12 protein-coding genes and 3 tRNA genes are annotated in these 14877 nt (G+C 38.4%); 10 read left to right on the top strand and 5 right to left on the bottom strand.

What is annotated here, in order from left to right; genetic code table 11:
- Positions 1 to 96 precede the first annotated feature (96 nt).
- From pyrC to CFY84_RS00445, 3 genes are all read left to right on the top strand, one after another.
- Complete coding sequence (gene pyrC / locus CFY84_RS00455; protein ID WP_088822189.1) at positions 97 to 1131, top strand: dihydroorotase; 1035 nt, start codon at positions 97 to 99, stop codon at positions 1129 to 1131.
- The gene (gene rnt, locus CFY84_RS00450) at positions 1116 to 1775 is read left to right on the top strand and encodes a ribonuclease T (RefSeq protein ID WP_088822188.1); all 660 of its coding nucleotides are present in this window, start codon (positions 1116 to 1118) and stop codon (positions 1773 to 1775) included. The genes pyrC and rnt overlap by 16 nt, the downstream gene beginning before the upstream one ends.
- 20 nt (positions 1776 to 1795) lie before the next feature.
- Positions 1796 to 1871, top strand: a tRNA-Glu gene (locus CFY84_RS00445).
- A gap of 11 nt (positions 1872 to 1882) precedes the next feature.
- On the opposite strand, the gene CFY84_RS00440 is transcribed toward CFY84_RS00445, so the two are convergent.
- Positions 1883 to 2788: a lysine exporter LysO family protein gene (locus CFY84_RS00440; protein ID WP_088822187.1), complete on the bottom strand. Its 906-nt coding sequence runs from the start codon at positions 2786 to 2788 to the stop codon at positions 1883 to 1885.
- Between the two features lie 172 nt (positions 2789 to 2960).
- Between CFY84_RS00440 and CFY84_RS00435 the strand changes: the two genes are divergently transcribed.
- The 4 genes from CFY84_RS00435 (at position 2961) to CFY84_RS00420 (ending at position 5687) form a co-directional block, all read left to right on the top strand.
- On the top strand, positions 2961 to 4382 hold the full coding sequence (locus tag CFY84_RS00435) for an amino acid permease (protein WP_088823342.1): 1422 nt from the start codon (positions 2961 to 2963) through the stop codon (positions 4380 to 4382).
- 91 nt (positions 4383 to 4473) lie between these two features.
- Entirely contained in the window at positions 4474 to 5391 is a 918-nt protein-coding gene (locus CFY84_RS00430) for a lipase family protein (protein ID WP_088822186.1), read from the top strand.
- A gap of 121 nt (positions 5392 to 5512) precedes the next feature.
- A tRNA-Glu gene (locus CFY84_RS00425) sits at positions 5513 to 5588 on the top strand.
- A 23-nt stretch (positions 5589 to 5611) separates the two neighbouring features.
- Positions 5612 to 5687 (top strand) — tRNA-Glu (locus tag CFY84_RS00420).
- A 58-nt stretch (positions 5688 to 5745) separates the two neighbouring features.
- On the opposite strand, the gene CFY84_RS00415 is transcribed toward CFY84_RS00420, so the two are convergent.
- Positions 5746 to 6192 (bottom strand): DUF2726 domain-containing protein, encoded by a 447-nt coding sequence (locus CFY84_RS00415; RefSeq protein WP_171289006.1) that lies wholly within the window; start codon positions 6190 to 6192, stop codon positions 5746 to 5748.
- Between the two features lie 151 nt (positions 6193 to 6343).
- Positions 6344 to 9262, bottom strand: a complete 2919-nt coding sequence (locus CFY84_RS00410; protein ID WP_088822184.1) for a LysM peptidoglycan-binding domain-containing protein — start codon at positions 9260 to 9262, stop codon at positions 6344 to 6346.
- Positions 9263 to 9475: 213 nt separating this feature from the next.
- Here CFY84_RS00410 and dnaQ point away from each other — a divergent pair, with 213 nt between their 5' ends.
- The 3 genes from dnaQ to nudC all read left to right on the top strand — a co-directional run bounded on the left by dnaQ (position 9476) and on the right by nudC (position 13280).
- Positions 9476 to 10792 carry a DNA polymerase III subunit epsilon gene (gene dnaQ / locus CFY84_RS00405; protein WP_088822183.1) on the top strand — a complete coding sequence of 439 codons (1317 nt, stop codon included), beginning with the start codon at positions 9476 to 9478 and terminating at the stop codon, positions 10790 to 10792.
- 89 nt (positions 10793 to 10881) lie between these two features.
- Entirely contained in the window at positions 10882 to 12543 is a 1662-nt protein-coding gene (locus CFY84_RS00400) for a hypothetical protein (protein WP_088822182.1), read from the top strand.
- Positions 12544 to 12545: 2 nt separating this feature from the next.
- Positions 12546 to 13280, top strand: coding sequence for an NAD(+) diphosphatase (gene nudC / locus CFY84_RS00395; protein WP_088822181.1), 735 nt, complete (start codon positions 12546 to 12548; stop codon positions 13278 to 13280).
- On the opposite strand, the gene CFY84_RS00390 is transcribed toward nudC, so the two are convergent.
- Together CFY84_RS00390 and CFY84_RS00385 are read right to left on the bottom strand one after the other, a co-directional pair.
- Positions 13270 to 14178, bottom strand: coding sequence for an alpha/beta hydrolase (locus CFY84_RS00390; RefSeq protein WP_088822180.1), 909 nt, complete (start codon positions 14176 to 14178; stop codon positions 13270 to 13272). The two genes, nudC and CFY84_RS00390, sit on opposite strands and share 11 nt — an antisense overlap.
- Positions 14179 to 14194: 16 nt before the next feature.
- Positions 14195 to 14872: a BON domain-containing protein gene (locus tag CFY84_RS00385; protein ID WP_088822179.1), complete on the bottom strand. Its 678-nt coding sequence runs from the start codon at positions 14870 to 14872 to the stop codon at positions 14195 to 14197.
- Positions 14873 to 14877: the final 5 nt, after the last annotated feature.

Below are 14877 nucleotides of genomic sequence, written 5' to 3'. Positions count from 1 at the left end.
ATGTCCTTATCTTTAATCAGAAAATCTTCTTTGACAAAGTTATGATTTTTTGCAGTTATGCATTATCATCTACTTTATTTTTAGTTTGAAATTATTTTGAATAGTATCACTTTAACTCAGCCGGATGATTGGCACGTTCATTTAAGAGATGGCAAAGCTTTAGCGCGGACTGTACCTGATATTGCAAAGCAATTTTCACGCGTGATTTGTATGCCAAACTTGGTTCCACCTGTTAAAACTGTTGATGAAGCAATTGCTTACCGTCAACGTATTATGCAGCATGCACCAGAAGGCTCCGCTTTTGATCCACGTATGGTGTTATATTTTACAGATCATACCCCTGCTAGCGAAGTACAAAAAATAAAAGAGTCGGCACATGTTAATGCCATTAAACTCTACCCAGCAGGTGCCACCACCAATTCTGACAGTGGTGTGAGTGATATTCGCAAAGTTTATGCCGTATTAGAACAACTTGAAAAACATCAAGTTCCGCTTTTACTTCATGGCGAGGTTACACATTCTCATGTTGATATTTTTGATCGCGAAAAAAAATTCTTAGACGATGTCTTGTTTCCAGTTATTCAGCAATTCCCTGAATTAAAGATTGTACTTGAACACATCACCACAAGTGATGCTGCACACTTTGTCCTTGAACAAAAACAAAATGTTGCAGCAACCATTACCCCACAACATTTACTCTTTAATCGAAACGATTTATTGGTCGGTGGGATTAAACCTCACTTTTATTGCTTACCTATTTTAAAACGTCAAAGTCATCAGACCACGTTATTAGAAGTCGCGACCAGTGGCAATCCACAATTTTTCTTAGGTACAGACAGCGCACCACATGCGCAGCATACCAAAGAAAATGCGTGTGGCTGTGCAGGTTGTTATAGCGCTGTTACTGCAATTGAGTTTTATGCACAAGCCTTTGACCAAGTTGGTCGAATTGAACGTTTAGAAGGTTTTGCCAGTCATTTTGGTGCTGACTTCTATGGCTTGCCGCGCAATACTGCCCAAATTACTTTGGTTAAAGAAGATCACATTGTCCCTGAACGGCTTGATTATTTAGATGATCAAAGCATCGTTCCACTGTATGCAGGAAAAACACTTCAATGGAAAAAAGTGTGACAAGCGAAAATCCACTGACGATTGGTCAACGCTTCAGGGGGTTTTTGCCTGTCGTCGTTGATGTCGAAACTGCAGGTTTTAATCCGCAAACAGATGCACTGCTTGAAATTGCATGTATCCCGATCCTGTATAATGATGCAGGTGAATTTGTTCCGGGGCCTGCATTTCATGCACATATCAATCCATTTCTAGGTGCAAACTTAGACCGTCGTTCGCTCGAATTTATTGGAATTGACCCTTTTAGTGCATTACGCATTGCCATGGCTGAAAGTGAAGAAACTGCATTAAAGCGGATTTTTAAATCATTGACAGAAATTCGTCGTGAACAAAAATGTAGCCATGCTGTATTGGTTGGGCATAATGCCCATTTTGATTTAAGCTTTTTACGCGCAGCTGTTGCACGTACAGGCACTAAAAATCAAAGTCCATTTCACAGTTTTTCAGTGTTTGATACCGTCACTTTAAGCGCGGTTATGTTTGGACAAACTGTCCTTGCAAAATCTTGTATTAAAGCGGGCATTGAGTTTGATGGCAAAGAAGCACATTCAGCATTGTATGACACTGAAAAAACAGCTGAACTGTTTTGCTATATTTTGAACAAACTCACCCCTCACCTGCTTGACAGTTTGATGACGGATCAATAAGATACCGTCATCTTCTAAACGTCCCTATCGTCTAGAGGCCTAGGACATCGCCCTTTCACGGCGGTAACCGGGGTTCGAATCCCCGTAGGGACGCCATATCTATTTACTTATCTTAAATAAGCACACAACACCACAATAAATGGTGCAAGTACTGTTAAAACAAATCCGCTAAATATCGCAATCTGAACATCAATTGGACTACAGTTCTTTTTCACAAAGGGTAATGTAGAATCCATTGCTGTCGCACCACATACAGCAATTGCGCTTTTAGCATGTTGCTGCCCAAATAAATATAGCAACATAATGGCAAATAACTCTCGAAATAGATCAGACAGTAATGCGAAACTACCAAGCTTTGCATCTGTTAGCTGAGTAATGAGTGGTGCAGACAAACTAAACCAACCAAAACCGCTTCCAACCATTAATAATGTGGCTGTACTTTCATTGAGTAGCAATGACATAACCAATGCAGAAATAAGCCAAGCAACAATAACCAAGCTTGGCACAAGCACATGTTGCCCTGTTAAACGTCCAAGTTGAACTGCAGATAAATCAATGCCGATTAAAAAAATTAAGCCATACAGTAAGTAAGACGATAACTGACTTGGCAGGCTATGCTCAGGCAGGACAATATATAATACGACTCCAGCGAGCACCATTAACACCGCAAGCATGCATGCTTTGATTGGAGCAAGTATGTCTTTAAACTGCTTAGGTTCGCGTTGAACCGCAGTCTCTTTGTTGGTGATGGCATAACGTACCAAGAAAAAAGTGGTCACCGACAATACCAATGCATAAGACAATGCAGCAGTTACAATATAGAATCCTAAATGAGGTGTAAGTAATACCGCGCCAAACTCTACGCCAATGGCCACGAGCATTAACCACACCAACAGGCCAATTAAGCGAACACACCGATGTCTAAGTTTTTCTTTTATACTTTTACCGACCATCCAACCTACTGTTAATGCAATAAAAATAGGTAAAATTGACTGTGCAACCAAAATCCACATATGAAATTAAATATTGACCAATAAGTCAGGAAATTTTAACACATGTGATCTCATCACAATGGTTTAAAACAACATCAATAGCCAATCTCAATAACATTGTTTCAGAACTATTGCACAATTTTGACTTTTCTCTAAAATGACTCCCTTTATTTTAGGTAAAAAATTTATTGTCATGCCGTCATCTCAATCTCCGCATGATCCTTCGGATCAGGGCAATTCTGCGCCACTAAAACGCGCTATGAGTACCCGACACCTAGTGATGATTTCACTTGGTGGTGCCATTGGTACAGGCCTTTTCTTAGGCTCGGGTGAAGTCATTGCACAAACGGGGCCTGTAGGTGCCATTATTTCTTATTTCCTTGGTGGACTAATTGCCTATTTGGTCATGCTCTGCTTAGGCGAACTTGCTGTACACATGCCTGTTTCAGGATCGTTTGGTGAATATGCATCAAAATATATCGGTCCAGGCACAGGGTATATGATCACTTGGTTATATTGGCTCACATGGACAGCAACATTAGGTACTGAATTCACAGCTGCAGCATTATTAATGCAAGAGTGGTTTCCTCATATATCTATGTGGCTTTGGACTCTTATTTTTGCAGCAGTGGTATTTGTTTTAAACATCAGCTCTACCAAATTATTTGCTGAGTCTGAGTTTTGGTTGGCTTTGGTCAAAGTAATTACTGTAATTGCGTTTATTGTGCTTGGATTAATGGCCATTTTTGGCATCATTCAATATAACAATACTCCATCTGCACCTCTATTTAGCAATGTGGTTTCCCATGGTTGGTTCCCGCAAGGTCTATATCCAATTTTTGCAACTATGCTCATTGTGAACTTTGCCTTTTCAGGTACTGAACTGATTGGTGTCGCTGCAGGTGAAACTGAAAACCCAGCCAAAAATGTACCTAAAGCGATCAATGCAGCCATTTGGCGCTTGTTAATCTTTTTTGTAGGTACCATTGTTGTCATCAGTGCATTACTGCCTTATGAACAAGCAGGTTTAAGTGCAAGTTCGGTCAGTAGCAGCCCATTCGTGAGTGTATTTAAGCTGATTGGTATATCATACGCTGAAGACATCATGCGCTTTGTCATTATTACTGCGCTATTGTCTGCTGCCAATTCAGGCTTATATGCTGCATCACGTATGATGTGGTCATTGTCGAATAAAAAACAATTACCACAAGTGTTTGCCAAGCTCACACCATCAGGTACGCCAATTACTGCATTGACTGTTACCATGTGTGGTGCATTACCAGGTTTATTGTCTGAACACTTTGCACCAGAAACCATCTTCAAAAACCTTTTGGGTATTGCAGCATTTACCATGGTAATTGTTTGGATTTCAATTTGTGTATGTCAATTTAATTTCCGTCGCCAATGGTATAAATCAGGCAAAACAAAGGCAGATCTTGACTTTGCAGCACCTCTGTTTCCAATCACGCCGATTTTAGGTTTTATTTTCTGTACAATCACGGCAATTAGTATGGCAACTGACCCACAAATGTTACCAGGGTTTTATGGTTGTTTAATTTTTATTGCACTGTGTTATATCAGTCATTTCGTGTTTTATCGTCAAAAACAACATTAAATGTTGAATAGAAAAGTGTAGTTCATTACTACACTTTTCTGCTTTAATATCATTATAATAAAAAAAACCAAACCCATATTTTGCCTTATTCATGAAAATTATTTTTATCCACGGCATTAACCAACAAAACTTAGATGCAGTCTCTTTTGAGAAGCATTGGCTTGATGTCTTTAACATTGGTTTAGATCGAAATAATTTAAACTTAGATGCAGAAGATTTTCGTTTTGCTTTTCCATTTTATGGTGACATTCTCACCAGCTATAATTTTAAAAACGCCATCAATTTGGATATGGCACGTCTCAACTATAATTTCTTTGATAAATTACCGAGTTTTTTAGAGCGTTATCGGAAACAAGAAATTCCATTACAAACAACAGATGATGTGCCTCTTTTACCGCATTATGAATATGATTTAAACTATTCTCTCAAAAATAAATTTTTACTATTATCTCAGCTAGCAAAAGATCGTGCCTTAAAAGAGATGGTGATTTTACTGAACCATTTTCCTAATCTACATGAGTCTTTGGTGGAGAAATTTGTTGCTGAGGCATATTTATATTGGTATAAACCTGCGTTTAAACAAGCCATTCATGACCGTATAACAGCCTGCTTTGACCCCAATGAAAAACATATTGTCATTGCCCACTCCTTAGGAACGGTCATTGCTTATAATGTATTACAAGAGTTATCTGCTGACTACCATATTGAACGCTTCATCACTTTAGCATCGCCTTTGCCATTTAATGTTGTACAACGCCATATTCATGAACCCATGTCGAGGCCGAAAGGTTTACAAGGCGATTGGTATAACTTCTATTCACGTGATGATTATTTAACAACTTTTCCAATGGTTGCACCACTATTTGATTTTGAACCACGTATTCAAAATAAACTCATCACCACCTTTGTCGATCGGCCTCATGAAATTATTGGCTATTTACAACATCCGAGTGTCATCCGCTGTATTTTTGAAAAAATATGCAATTTCAGCTCAAATTTAGTCGATTAATCAACGACTTTGCATATATTTTCTATATTTCCTATTGATTGATTTGTTTTTAAGCATTTTACGCAAAATAACATTTGACACAATGCTTCATTCAACCTAATATACGCCCACCTTCTGATGTGTCCCTATCGTCTAGAGGCCTAGGACATCGCCCTTTCACGGCGGTAACCGGGGTTCGAATCCCCGTAGGGACGCCACTTAATGAATCAGAATGCTATATGTCCCTATCGTCTAGAGGCCTAGGACATCGCCCTTTCACGGCGGTAACCGGGGTTCGAATCCCCGTAGGGACGCCAAATTCGAAAAAGCTCAACATCATTCATGTTGAGTTTTTTTATGTCTGTATATATTACATTAAAGATGGATTGTCTTCAGTTTAAATACATCCGATTGAATCTGCTCAATGGTTGGTACATCACTATAGCGAATCATTGTAATGCCTATATCTTCAAAAACAATATCATATTCATAATGTTGTTGAGAACGATTCTTTGCTGTGCCATCCTTCATGTCAATGACAGCTATAACATCAAAATTTTGATCCACAATCACAAAATCTGCAACTTTTTGCTGCAACCTCAGTCGAACAGTATATGACTTTGCTGTTAAAAATGTATTAAAACGCATCTGTGCAAACACATGGTGTTCAGGCAGTGCTTGCTTTAATCTCAAAAACATCGTTTGCTGATGTGTTGAAATCGGCTGTGTCACTTGAATTGCAAACTGCGCTTGCAGATAAGGATAGTTCTTGGTGAACTTTTTAAAATATTGAGTTGGATACAATATAATAATAATTACCATCAAAACAACAATTAAATAGATCATAAACATCATTACATACTATCAAATAGTTTGTTTTAAATATTATCAACTGTTTGTTAAATTCATAAGATCGATAAACAAAAAAGCACTTTCATCTGAAAGTGCTTTTGGAATACTAAGTAAAAATACGCTAGCGATTCGGTACTTGAATAGTTGTACCTAATTTTAGTGCAGACTTGGTGGTTAAGTTATTCATTTCGGCCAAGTCTTTAACGTCTATGCCATAACGATTGGCAAGTTTAATCAGATTATCACCTGACTTCACTTTATATGAGACGGTTTTTTTCGGCACATTTAAGCTTTGTCCTACTTTCAAATTGGTCTTTATACTCAAATCATTTAAATCAGCCAACTCTTTAACACTCACACCATAACGGTTTGCCACACTGTGTAATGAATCACCTGATTTTGCAGTATAAGATTCAGTCGCTTTACTGCTTGACGTTTTTTTACTGCTCTCTTTATCTACTGTTTTTTCAACATTTTTAACCACAGGGGTTTTATCTTCAACATCAGCTTCAGTCAATTTAAGATGCTGCCCTGCACGAACAGATGACTTTGTACTTAAACCATTAATTTTAGCTAAATAAGCAGGCTGCATATTAAACTCTTCAGCAATACTTGCTAAACGATCACCTTTCTTAACCACATATTCATCAGGTTGCACATTGGCAGGAATTTTAATGGTTTGTCCAGCTTTCACGTCATAGCTTGCTTTTACACGGTTTAACTTTGCCAATTCTGCAACAGACAATTTAACGCGATTTGCAATTTCTGCAAAACTCTCGCCATGTTTCACTTTATAGTTTTGTGTTTTTCCTGAGCTAACTTCTTCATGGTGTTCTGTATCTGCATCTTTCTCAGCAACAGGAACATTAATTTTTTGTCCCACCATTAAACTACTAGAAGCCGATAAATCAGGTGTAAGCTCTGCAAGTTCTTGATTAGATAAACCATAACGGTCAGCAATTAATTTAAGATACTCGCCTCGTTTTACAACATATACTGAAGTTTTAGCTTTGCTTGATTTTGATGATTTACTGCTACTTGCAACATCTTTAGTTGCTCTTAGAATTAAGCGTTGACCCACCATCACATTACTGTTGATTGATAAATCATTCCAATCTGCCAAATCTCTCAGTGGAATATCAAATTGATTAGATACAGCACTTAAAGTGTCGCCTGCTTTTACAATATAAACTTCAGGCTTAGCAGCAACTTGTGTCGTGCTAGCTTGGGCTTTTGCATCATATAAATATAAAATATTACCTACATACAATGGAGCACTTGGGTCAATCTGATTCCATTTAGCAATGTCACGCCAACTCACACCATTTTTCATGGCAATCACAGCCAGCGTATCACCTGCCATAACGGTATATGTGCTGCGTTTTCCTTTAGGCGCTGCATTATCGGTGTCCGTAGTACTTTTATGAGATGCAGTGTCTTTTGAATCAGCTACATTTTTAGGATATGAAAAACTCTTAGTAACTTCCTTACCTTCACTGTCAGCAATCGATTGACTGGTTTGAATGGCTGTTAATTTAATTTTGCCATCATAAGGGTCGGTAACTTCTGTGCCTTCTGGCACAATTGCTTTAATTTCGTTAATAACTTGCTGCTGCTCTGCTTTATTCGCCACAGGCTGTGTCACTTCATTCACTGTCTGCTTGTCTTCAGTTTTCACAAGCTCTGCCAAAATACGGTCACGTTCTTTATTCGAAATTGGCGGTTCAGCATTAACAGGCTGCTTTAAGTTATTGGCATTGGTCACAGCAATTGGAATTCGAGGTGCACTTGGCACATCAGCATCATTGGCAAATTTAGCCAACATATTTGGATCTTTTGGAGTAGATATCGTTCTTGTAGACGTCACAGCCGATGTAGATGGTTTTAACACCACTGTACTGGCCACAGTACCCGTGGAAGATGCAATAATTTTTTTAGGCGGGGTTGTATTGGCCCAAAGTGTACTGCCTGTCCCCTGTAATGCAGAGATTTTTTTATCGATGGTCAAATTCACATCAGATGGAATTAAGATACGGCCTGGACTTGCAGTATCCACAAAATCACCACGATAACCTGGGTTTAACGTATATAACTCTTGTCGTGTTAAACCTGATAACTCGGCAATTTGTGTTAAAGACACACCCGCTTGGACTTGGATTTCACGAAAGTGTGGGCGGTTGGCAATCGGTGGTAAAGTGACATTATATTGACGTGGATTTTTAATAATTTGCGCCACAGCCAAAAAGCGTGGCACATAGTTCATGGTTTCAGCAGGTAACTTTAATGACCAATAATCTGTTGGAAGGCCTGCAGCTGCATTTCGGTTAATTGCTTGCTGTACACGACCAGGGCCTGCGTTATACGCTGCCAATGCCAATTCCCAAGAACCAAATTGGTTATATAAGCTACCTAAAAACTCATAAGCAGCACGGGTCGATTCAACCACATCACGACGCGCATCATATGACCCGCTTTGTTGTAAGCCGTAAATACGCCCTGTACTTGGAATAAATTGCCATAAACCTGCAGCAGATGCAGAGCTGGTTGCTGCTGGATCGTATGAACTTTCAATTACAGGCAATAACGCAAGTTCTGTAGGCATACCACGGCGTTCAGCTTCTTTCACTGTATGGTATAAGTAGCGACTGGCACGTGCACTCAAACGATCTAAATAAGGTTGTCGTGAAGTAAACCAATTTCGTTGTGCTTCAATACGTGGATCCCATTTGGTTTCATCCATTTTAAAACCAACGGTCATACGCTTCCACACATCACCATGTTTTAAAATTAATAATCGGTCACCTTCTACTGCACGCATATCTGTTGCCGAGAGTAAGTCTTCTAAGGAATCTAAAGAACTTGCATCTAAAAACCCTGACGACCCAACAGGTGCTTTTGACTTCGGCTGAGATGCTGTTTTTGTTGGTGTTGATGAACAACCTGCACTTAAAAATAAAGCAGCTATAGTTGATCCCAAGAGAGAAATTTTAAAAATTTGCGGTGCAGAACATGGCCACAAAGTTGTGGTATATCTAAACATATACAATCCCAAAACAGGTCGTGAAATACTCATTTTAATCGCTATTTTATTAGAACTTTTTCAGCGCACAAGCTTCTAATATTTAGCTAGTTTACATTAAACGTTACAATAAATTAAAATTTGTTATGCAACCAGTGAAATAGCTGATTTTGCAGGTTAGAATACCTGTTTATACTAGATAATCTAGTAAGCTTTTAGTTTGGGTTTTGTATCATGTCAAAAACAATTACGCTTTATGTTGATGGGGCTTGCCGTGGTAATCCAGGTCCAGGTGGATGGGGTGCATACATCATCACCGAAGACCAAGAGCACAAACTATGTGGTGGTGAAGCCTTAACGACCAATAACCGTATGGAGCTTACTGCTGCCATAGAAGGTATTCGCCATTGTCCTCTTGATGCAGAATTGACCATTTGGACAGATTCAAACTATGTCAAACAAGGCATCACTGAATGGATTACTGGTTGGAAAAAGAAAAATTGGAAAAACGTAAAAAATCCTGATTTATGGCAATTACTAGATGCCACTTGTCAACCACGTAAAATTCAATGGCACTGGATTAAAGGTCATGCAGGTCATGCCGGAAATGAGATGGCCGACCAACTTGCCAACCAAGGAATTGATGAGTTTATGCAACAGCAAAAAGCAACTGACCCAAAACAATTAGATGATAAAAAAAAACTGACTGAAGATGATTGGTTGCTTAATGACCCGTTTGGATTTGATGACACAGCAGAAGATGATGAACTGCTCGATCAGATCGAAACCCATGAAAATAACTCAATACACCATCATCCACACATTAAAATGACTGCAGCAACTGATGTATTTGAAGGCAGTCGCCAGCTTATTTTAGATACAGAGACTACGGGTTTTTATTTTCAAGACACCGACCGGATTATTGAAGTCGGTGCTGTAGAAATGATTAATCGTAAGCTGACAGGCAGCTCAATTCATATCTATATTAACCCAAAAAAACCAGTGGGTGACTCAGTTGATGTGCATGGAATTACTGACGAATTTTTAAAAGATAAGCCTGTATATGCAGAGATTGCTCAGCCTTTATTTGATTATTTAAAAGGTGCTGAAATCATTGCCCATAATGCAAGCTTTGATATGAACTTCTTAAATATGGAGTTTAAAAAAGCAGGCTTACCAGCATTGTCAGAGGTCTGTGAAGTCACAGACACGCTAGCCATGGCCAAAAGTAAACACCCTGGTCAAAAGAACTCGCTAGATGCATTGGTTCGACGTTATGACATTCCAGCCCGTGACCGTACCTATCATGGTGCTTTACTTGATGCTGAAATTTTAGCTGATGTTTATTTGGCAATGACAGGTGGGCAAGTTCTGCTTGATATTGACCATGGTTCACAACAGTCGAGTGAAGAGAACCTTCGACAAACCAATTTAAATGCTGCCGCAAATTTACCGGTTATTTTACCATCAGAAGCTGAACTTGAAGCACATCAAGCGTGGGTCAGCAAAATTGAAGAAAAAAGTGGAAGCCCAAGTTTTTTTCGCCAATGACAAAATATATTTGCTTATGCTGGTCTAGAGGTTTGAATAGCGTACAACATTAGCTATACTCTAATTTATTCTTATGAACGACCAACCGAATGGGTCATCAAAATATGTCAGATTATGCATCTATACATTTTAATCCTACCCCGCTTTTGGTGGTAAAACCTGAAATTGAAAATTTAATTAAACAGGCAGAGTCTTGTATTAATGTACTAATCGATAGTCAAAATACACCTATCGAATTAGAAGATGTTTCAGTGGGGCTGAAACAAACTGCGAATATTTTAAAAGTCATTGATCAGGCGATTTTGGGGAAAATCAGCCTATACAGTGCAGAACTGATTGATCACATCATTAGCTCTAGCGATCATGACATCCGCTATACAGCAACATTAAGCTCATCAATTCTTGCAATGAAGCGCTATATTGAATTTACATCTTTACAAGAAACACGTATTGCGTACTTCTTGTTAGATTCACTCAATACGCTTGAAGCACTATTGAATAAGCCAATCACTCAAGAAGGTGATATTATACGTGCATATTTAGCACACAAGTCCCCGACTGTTTCGATTGAATTTGATGATGTTACACCATCAAAATATGTTCATCAGCTGTATAAAGCCAATTTGTCTTTTTTACTCGATCCAACTCAAAAAAGAGTGAATCAACCTGCATTTTCAGCAGTGACTACACACCTGCTTAATGTGGCTAAAGACAAGCCAAGCTATTCATATTGGATGCTTGTTCATCATGCATTGGGTCAGCTTGAACATAGCTTTTTAAGCCGTTCAAGATTGCGCACACTGATTCAAATTGAACAGAATATTAAGCAATTTTTAGCAGATCCTGAGCATTATGAAGCCACTGCCACAGATGTCGAAAATATTGTTTATATCTCTATCAGCCAAACTGATGAGCATGCAACACGTTTAAAAGATGAATTAGGTATTGAAAAAGAACATATCAGTGATGATGTATTAAACCAATATGCACATCAGTTTTATACCATGCCTGATCAATCTACCATTACCACCATTAGCAATATTTTAAAGCAAGAAATTACCCATACATATCAAGAAATTGAAATGAATTATCAAACGCTAACGCAAGAGCGTTTTCAAGAAATTCATCGTCAAATTAGTGCCATTCGTAATGTTTTATACATTTTGAATGTCAAAGAATCAGCTGATGATATTTCTGAAAGTTTGCTGCAACTTACAAGTGCAGAAGACATTCATGATGAAAACAATGCTACGCGATTGATTAATCAGTTGGTACAAGCACTCAATAACTTAAAGATCTATGTCCGCTCACATACTGCAAAAATTTTACAGCGTGTGATTAAAAATCCTAAAATTGGTTTAGATGAATTAGACCAAGCTTATGATATTTTAGCGCAAGAAACACAAGCATCTATTGAGTTTAATGTAGATCAATTGGTGGGTCATATTGAAAATGATTCAGATAATGCTTTACCAGAACATTTCACTGCTTCATTTAGTGAACTCTCTGGTGCTAGCTTATTCTTGTTTGATAACAATGCCATTCATCAAGCATTTATTAACTGTGCAAAATACACTGAAGAACTGCGTAGCAAAGAGCTTAAATTATCGCTTGATGATGTAAAAAACATTCTAAATGTATGTGCAAGCGTTGAAAATAACTTAAATGCTATTACCAATAAGCAACCGATTATGCCGAAAATGTTTGATACTGCATTAACGTATAGTCAACAATTAAAAGTATCTGCTTAATTATGTCTAAACTTGCTCAAGCATACATCTGCCAGCAGCAGCAATTGCTGGTAGATGAACATCTCAATTTGCCGAACCTCACTGTTCAAGATGATGACCTTGTCACATCAAAAACACCTCTTGTGATTGCTCGAAATTGGGAAAGCCATCAAAGTGTACCTCATGGATTTCAATTTGTTGGATTAAGACAAATGATTCCACATTGGTCTACAACGGAGCTTGAGCAAGCAAGTCGTGCTTTGCAATTGTTAGAATGGAAAAATAACCATCAATTTTGTGGTCGTTGTGGACATCAAACCAAAGCGCATGGCTCAGAGTTTTGTACCATTTGCACCCATTGTAATTTAAGACAATATCCGCGTATTAGCCCATGTATTATCACGATCATTACCAAGGGTGATGAGATTTTACTTGCTAAATCAGTGCATCGAAAAGACAATATTTATGGTCTTATAGCAGGATTTGTTGAAGTTGGTGAAACATTAGAACAAGCTGTTGCCCGTGAAACGAAAGAAGAAGTGGGAATTGATGTCACCAATATCCGCTATATTTCAAGTCAGCCATGGCCTTTTCCAAGTAATTTAATGATTGCCTTTCATGCAGAATATGCAGGTGGAGAAATTAAATTACAAGAAGATGAAATTGCTGATGCACAGTTCTTTAAAAAAGACCAACTACCGACCATTCCATTTGCAGGTAGTATTACGTATCAAGTTATTCAAGCATTTACGTCTTAGTTTGGTCTTCAAGCTGAAAATGACGTAAGCTCGCTTCAATGTGTGTCAAAATTACTTTTTTAGTTTTGAAATAACGGGCAAAGTGACTAGACACACTGCCCACGAGTGTGACATGCCCTGTTCTTGGAATTGTCACTATACGGCTACTGTTACCCTGATCCAATAAAGCTTGATGCATATCTTTGGTATTTTGTGCAGCCACCATCACATCATTTTGTGCCAATAATAAAATATGCTCAATCTGATTATGCTGTACAAAGTAATATGGCATAACCGTTTGATAATCTATTGCCTTATTAAAGGCTTTTTCTAAACTTGCATCTCCAACATATTTAAAATGATATGGCCCTGCTAGCCCTACAACAGCTCGAATATTGGCCCGACATAATAACTCATAATCTGTAGGCGAATATAAAGCAGACATGACATTAAAACCACCTGCAGAATGCCCCATCAAAATGACATGCTGCATCGAAATATCAAGCTCTTGTTGATGCATAGACAGATGGTTTAATGCCAATACCAAGTCATCAACAAAATCTGGAAATTGATGCACAGGTGCAAGGCGATAATTGATCACAGCCACATGAAAACCAGATTGAGTAAAACTTTCTGCTAAAAACAAATAATCTGATTTGTCCCCACGTGCCCATGTACCACCATGCACAAATACGATGATCGCTTGATCTGCGCGTGGCTGATCGCTGTAATATAGGTCAAAACATTGCCTTGGATGTTCACCATAATCAATATCCTCTGACAGCGAAAACCCTGTTTTTGCTGTACGAAGATTCAACTGCTGACTTGCAAAATCATAAATATTAAAATCATCATATTTTTGTTTTGCCTGCGTCAATGAAGATTTAGCGAATTGGCGAATGTCTTGAATTAAACTCATATATTTAGCGACTTACTCATTCAGTATAAGGTGTTGTACTTGCTGTACCTGTTGTATTTGATGCAGGTTTTGCAGCTTCTACTGCAACAGGCGTTTGCACTGTAAGCTGAGATTGTGCAGGATTTTCAATATTATCTACCAACATGACAATTTTGGTGATATTACCTACTTGGGATAACACTTGGTTTAAATCTGCAATTTCAGCATTCGTTAAACGCCCCATTACATATAAAACCCCATCTTCGGTATGCACAGACACTTTACTGTCTGAAATCACAGGCGCTCGAGCAATTAAAGCCCGTGTATTAGCGGTTACACCTGTATCTTGCATGATGGTATTGTAACTAATCTGATTACCAACCGTAATGTAGTTATGCACAGACTTCACATCTGTCATGGCTTTTAAATTTTCTTCAGCAAGTTTTTTTAAGCTTTCGTCAGGTACTTGTCCTGTCAGCAATACACTGCCAAAAAAGCTGTTCATGTTAATACGAGATTGACGGAAACGGCCATCTAGCTTGTATAAGTTAACAGCTGCTGTACGTTCAATCGATTTATCGATAACAATTTGTCCTAACGAGCGTGTACCACTTGCCGTTCCAACGGGAGATGTTCCTGTACCACCTGACACAAAGCTTGCACAGCCCACTAAGCTTGCACTACACAACAGTGCCACTAAAAAATGTTTTGACACTCAAC

Origin of the sequence: Acinetobacter apis, assembly GCF_900197575.1 — a bacterium.
GTDB lineage: Bacteria > Pseudomonadota > Gammaproteobacteria > Pseudomonadales > Moraxellaceae > Acinetobacter > Acinetobacter apis.
Note: the sequence above shows the minus strand (reverse complement) of the source record. Positions and strands in the feature narration are given on the sequence as shown.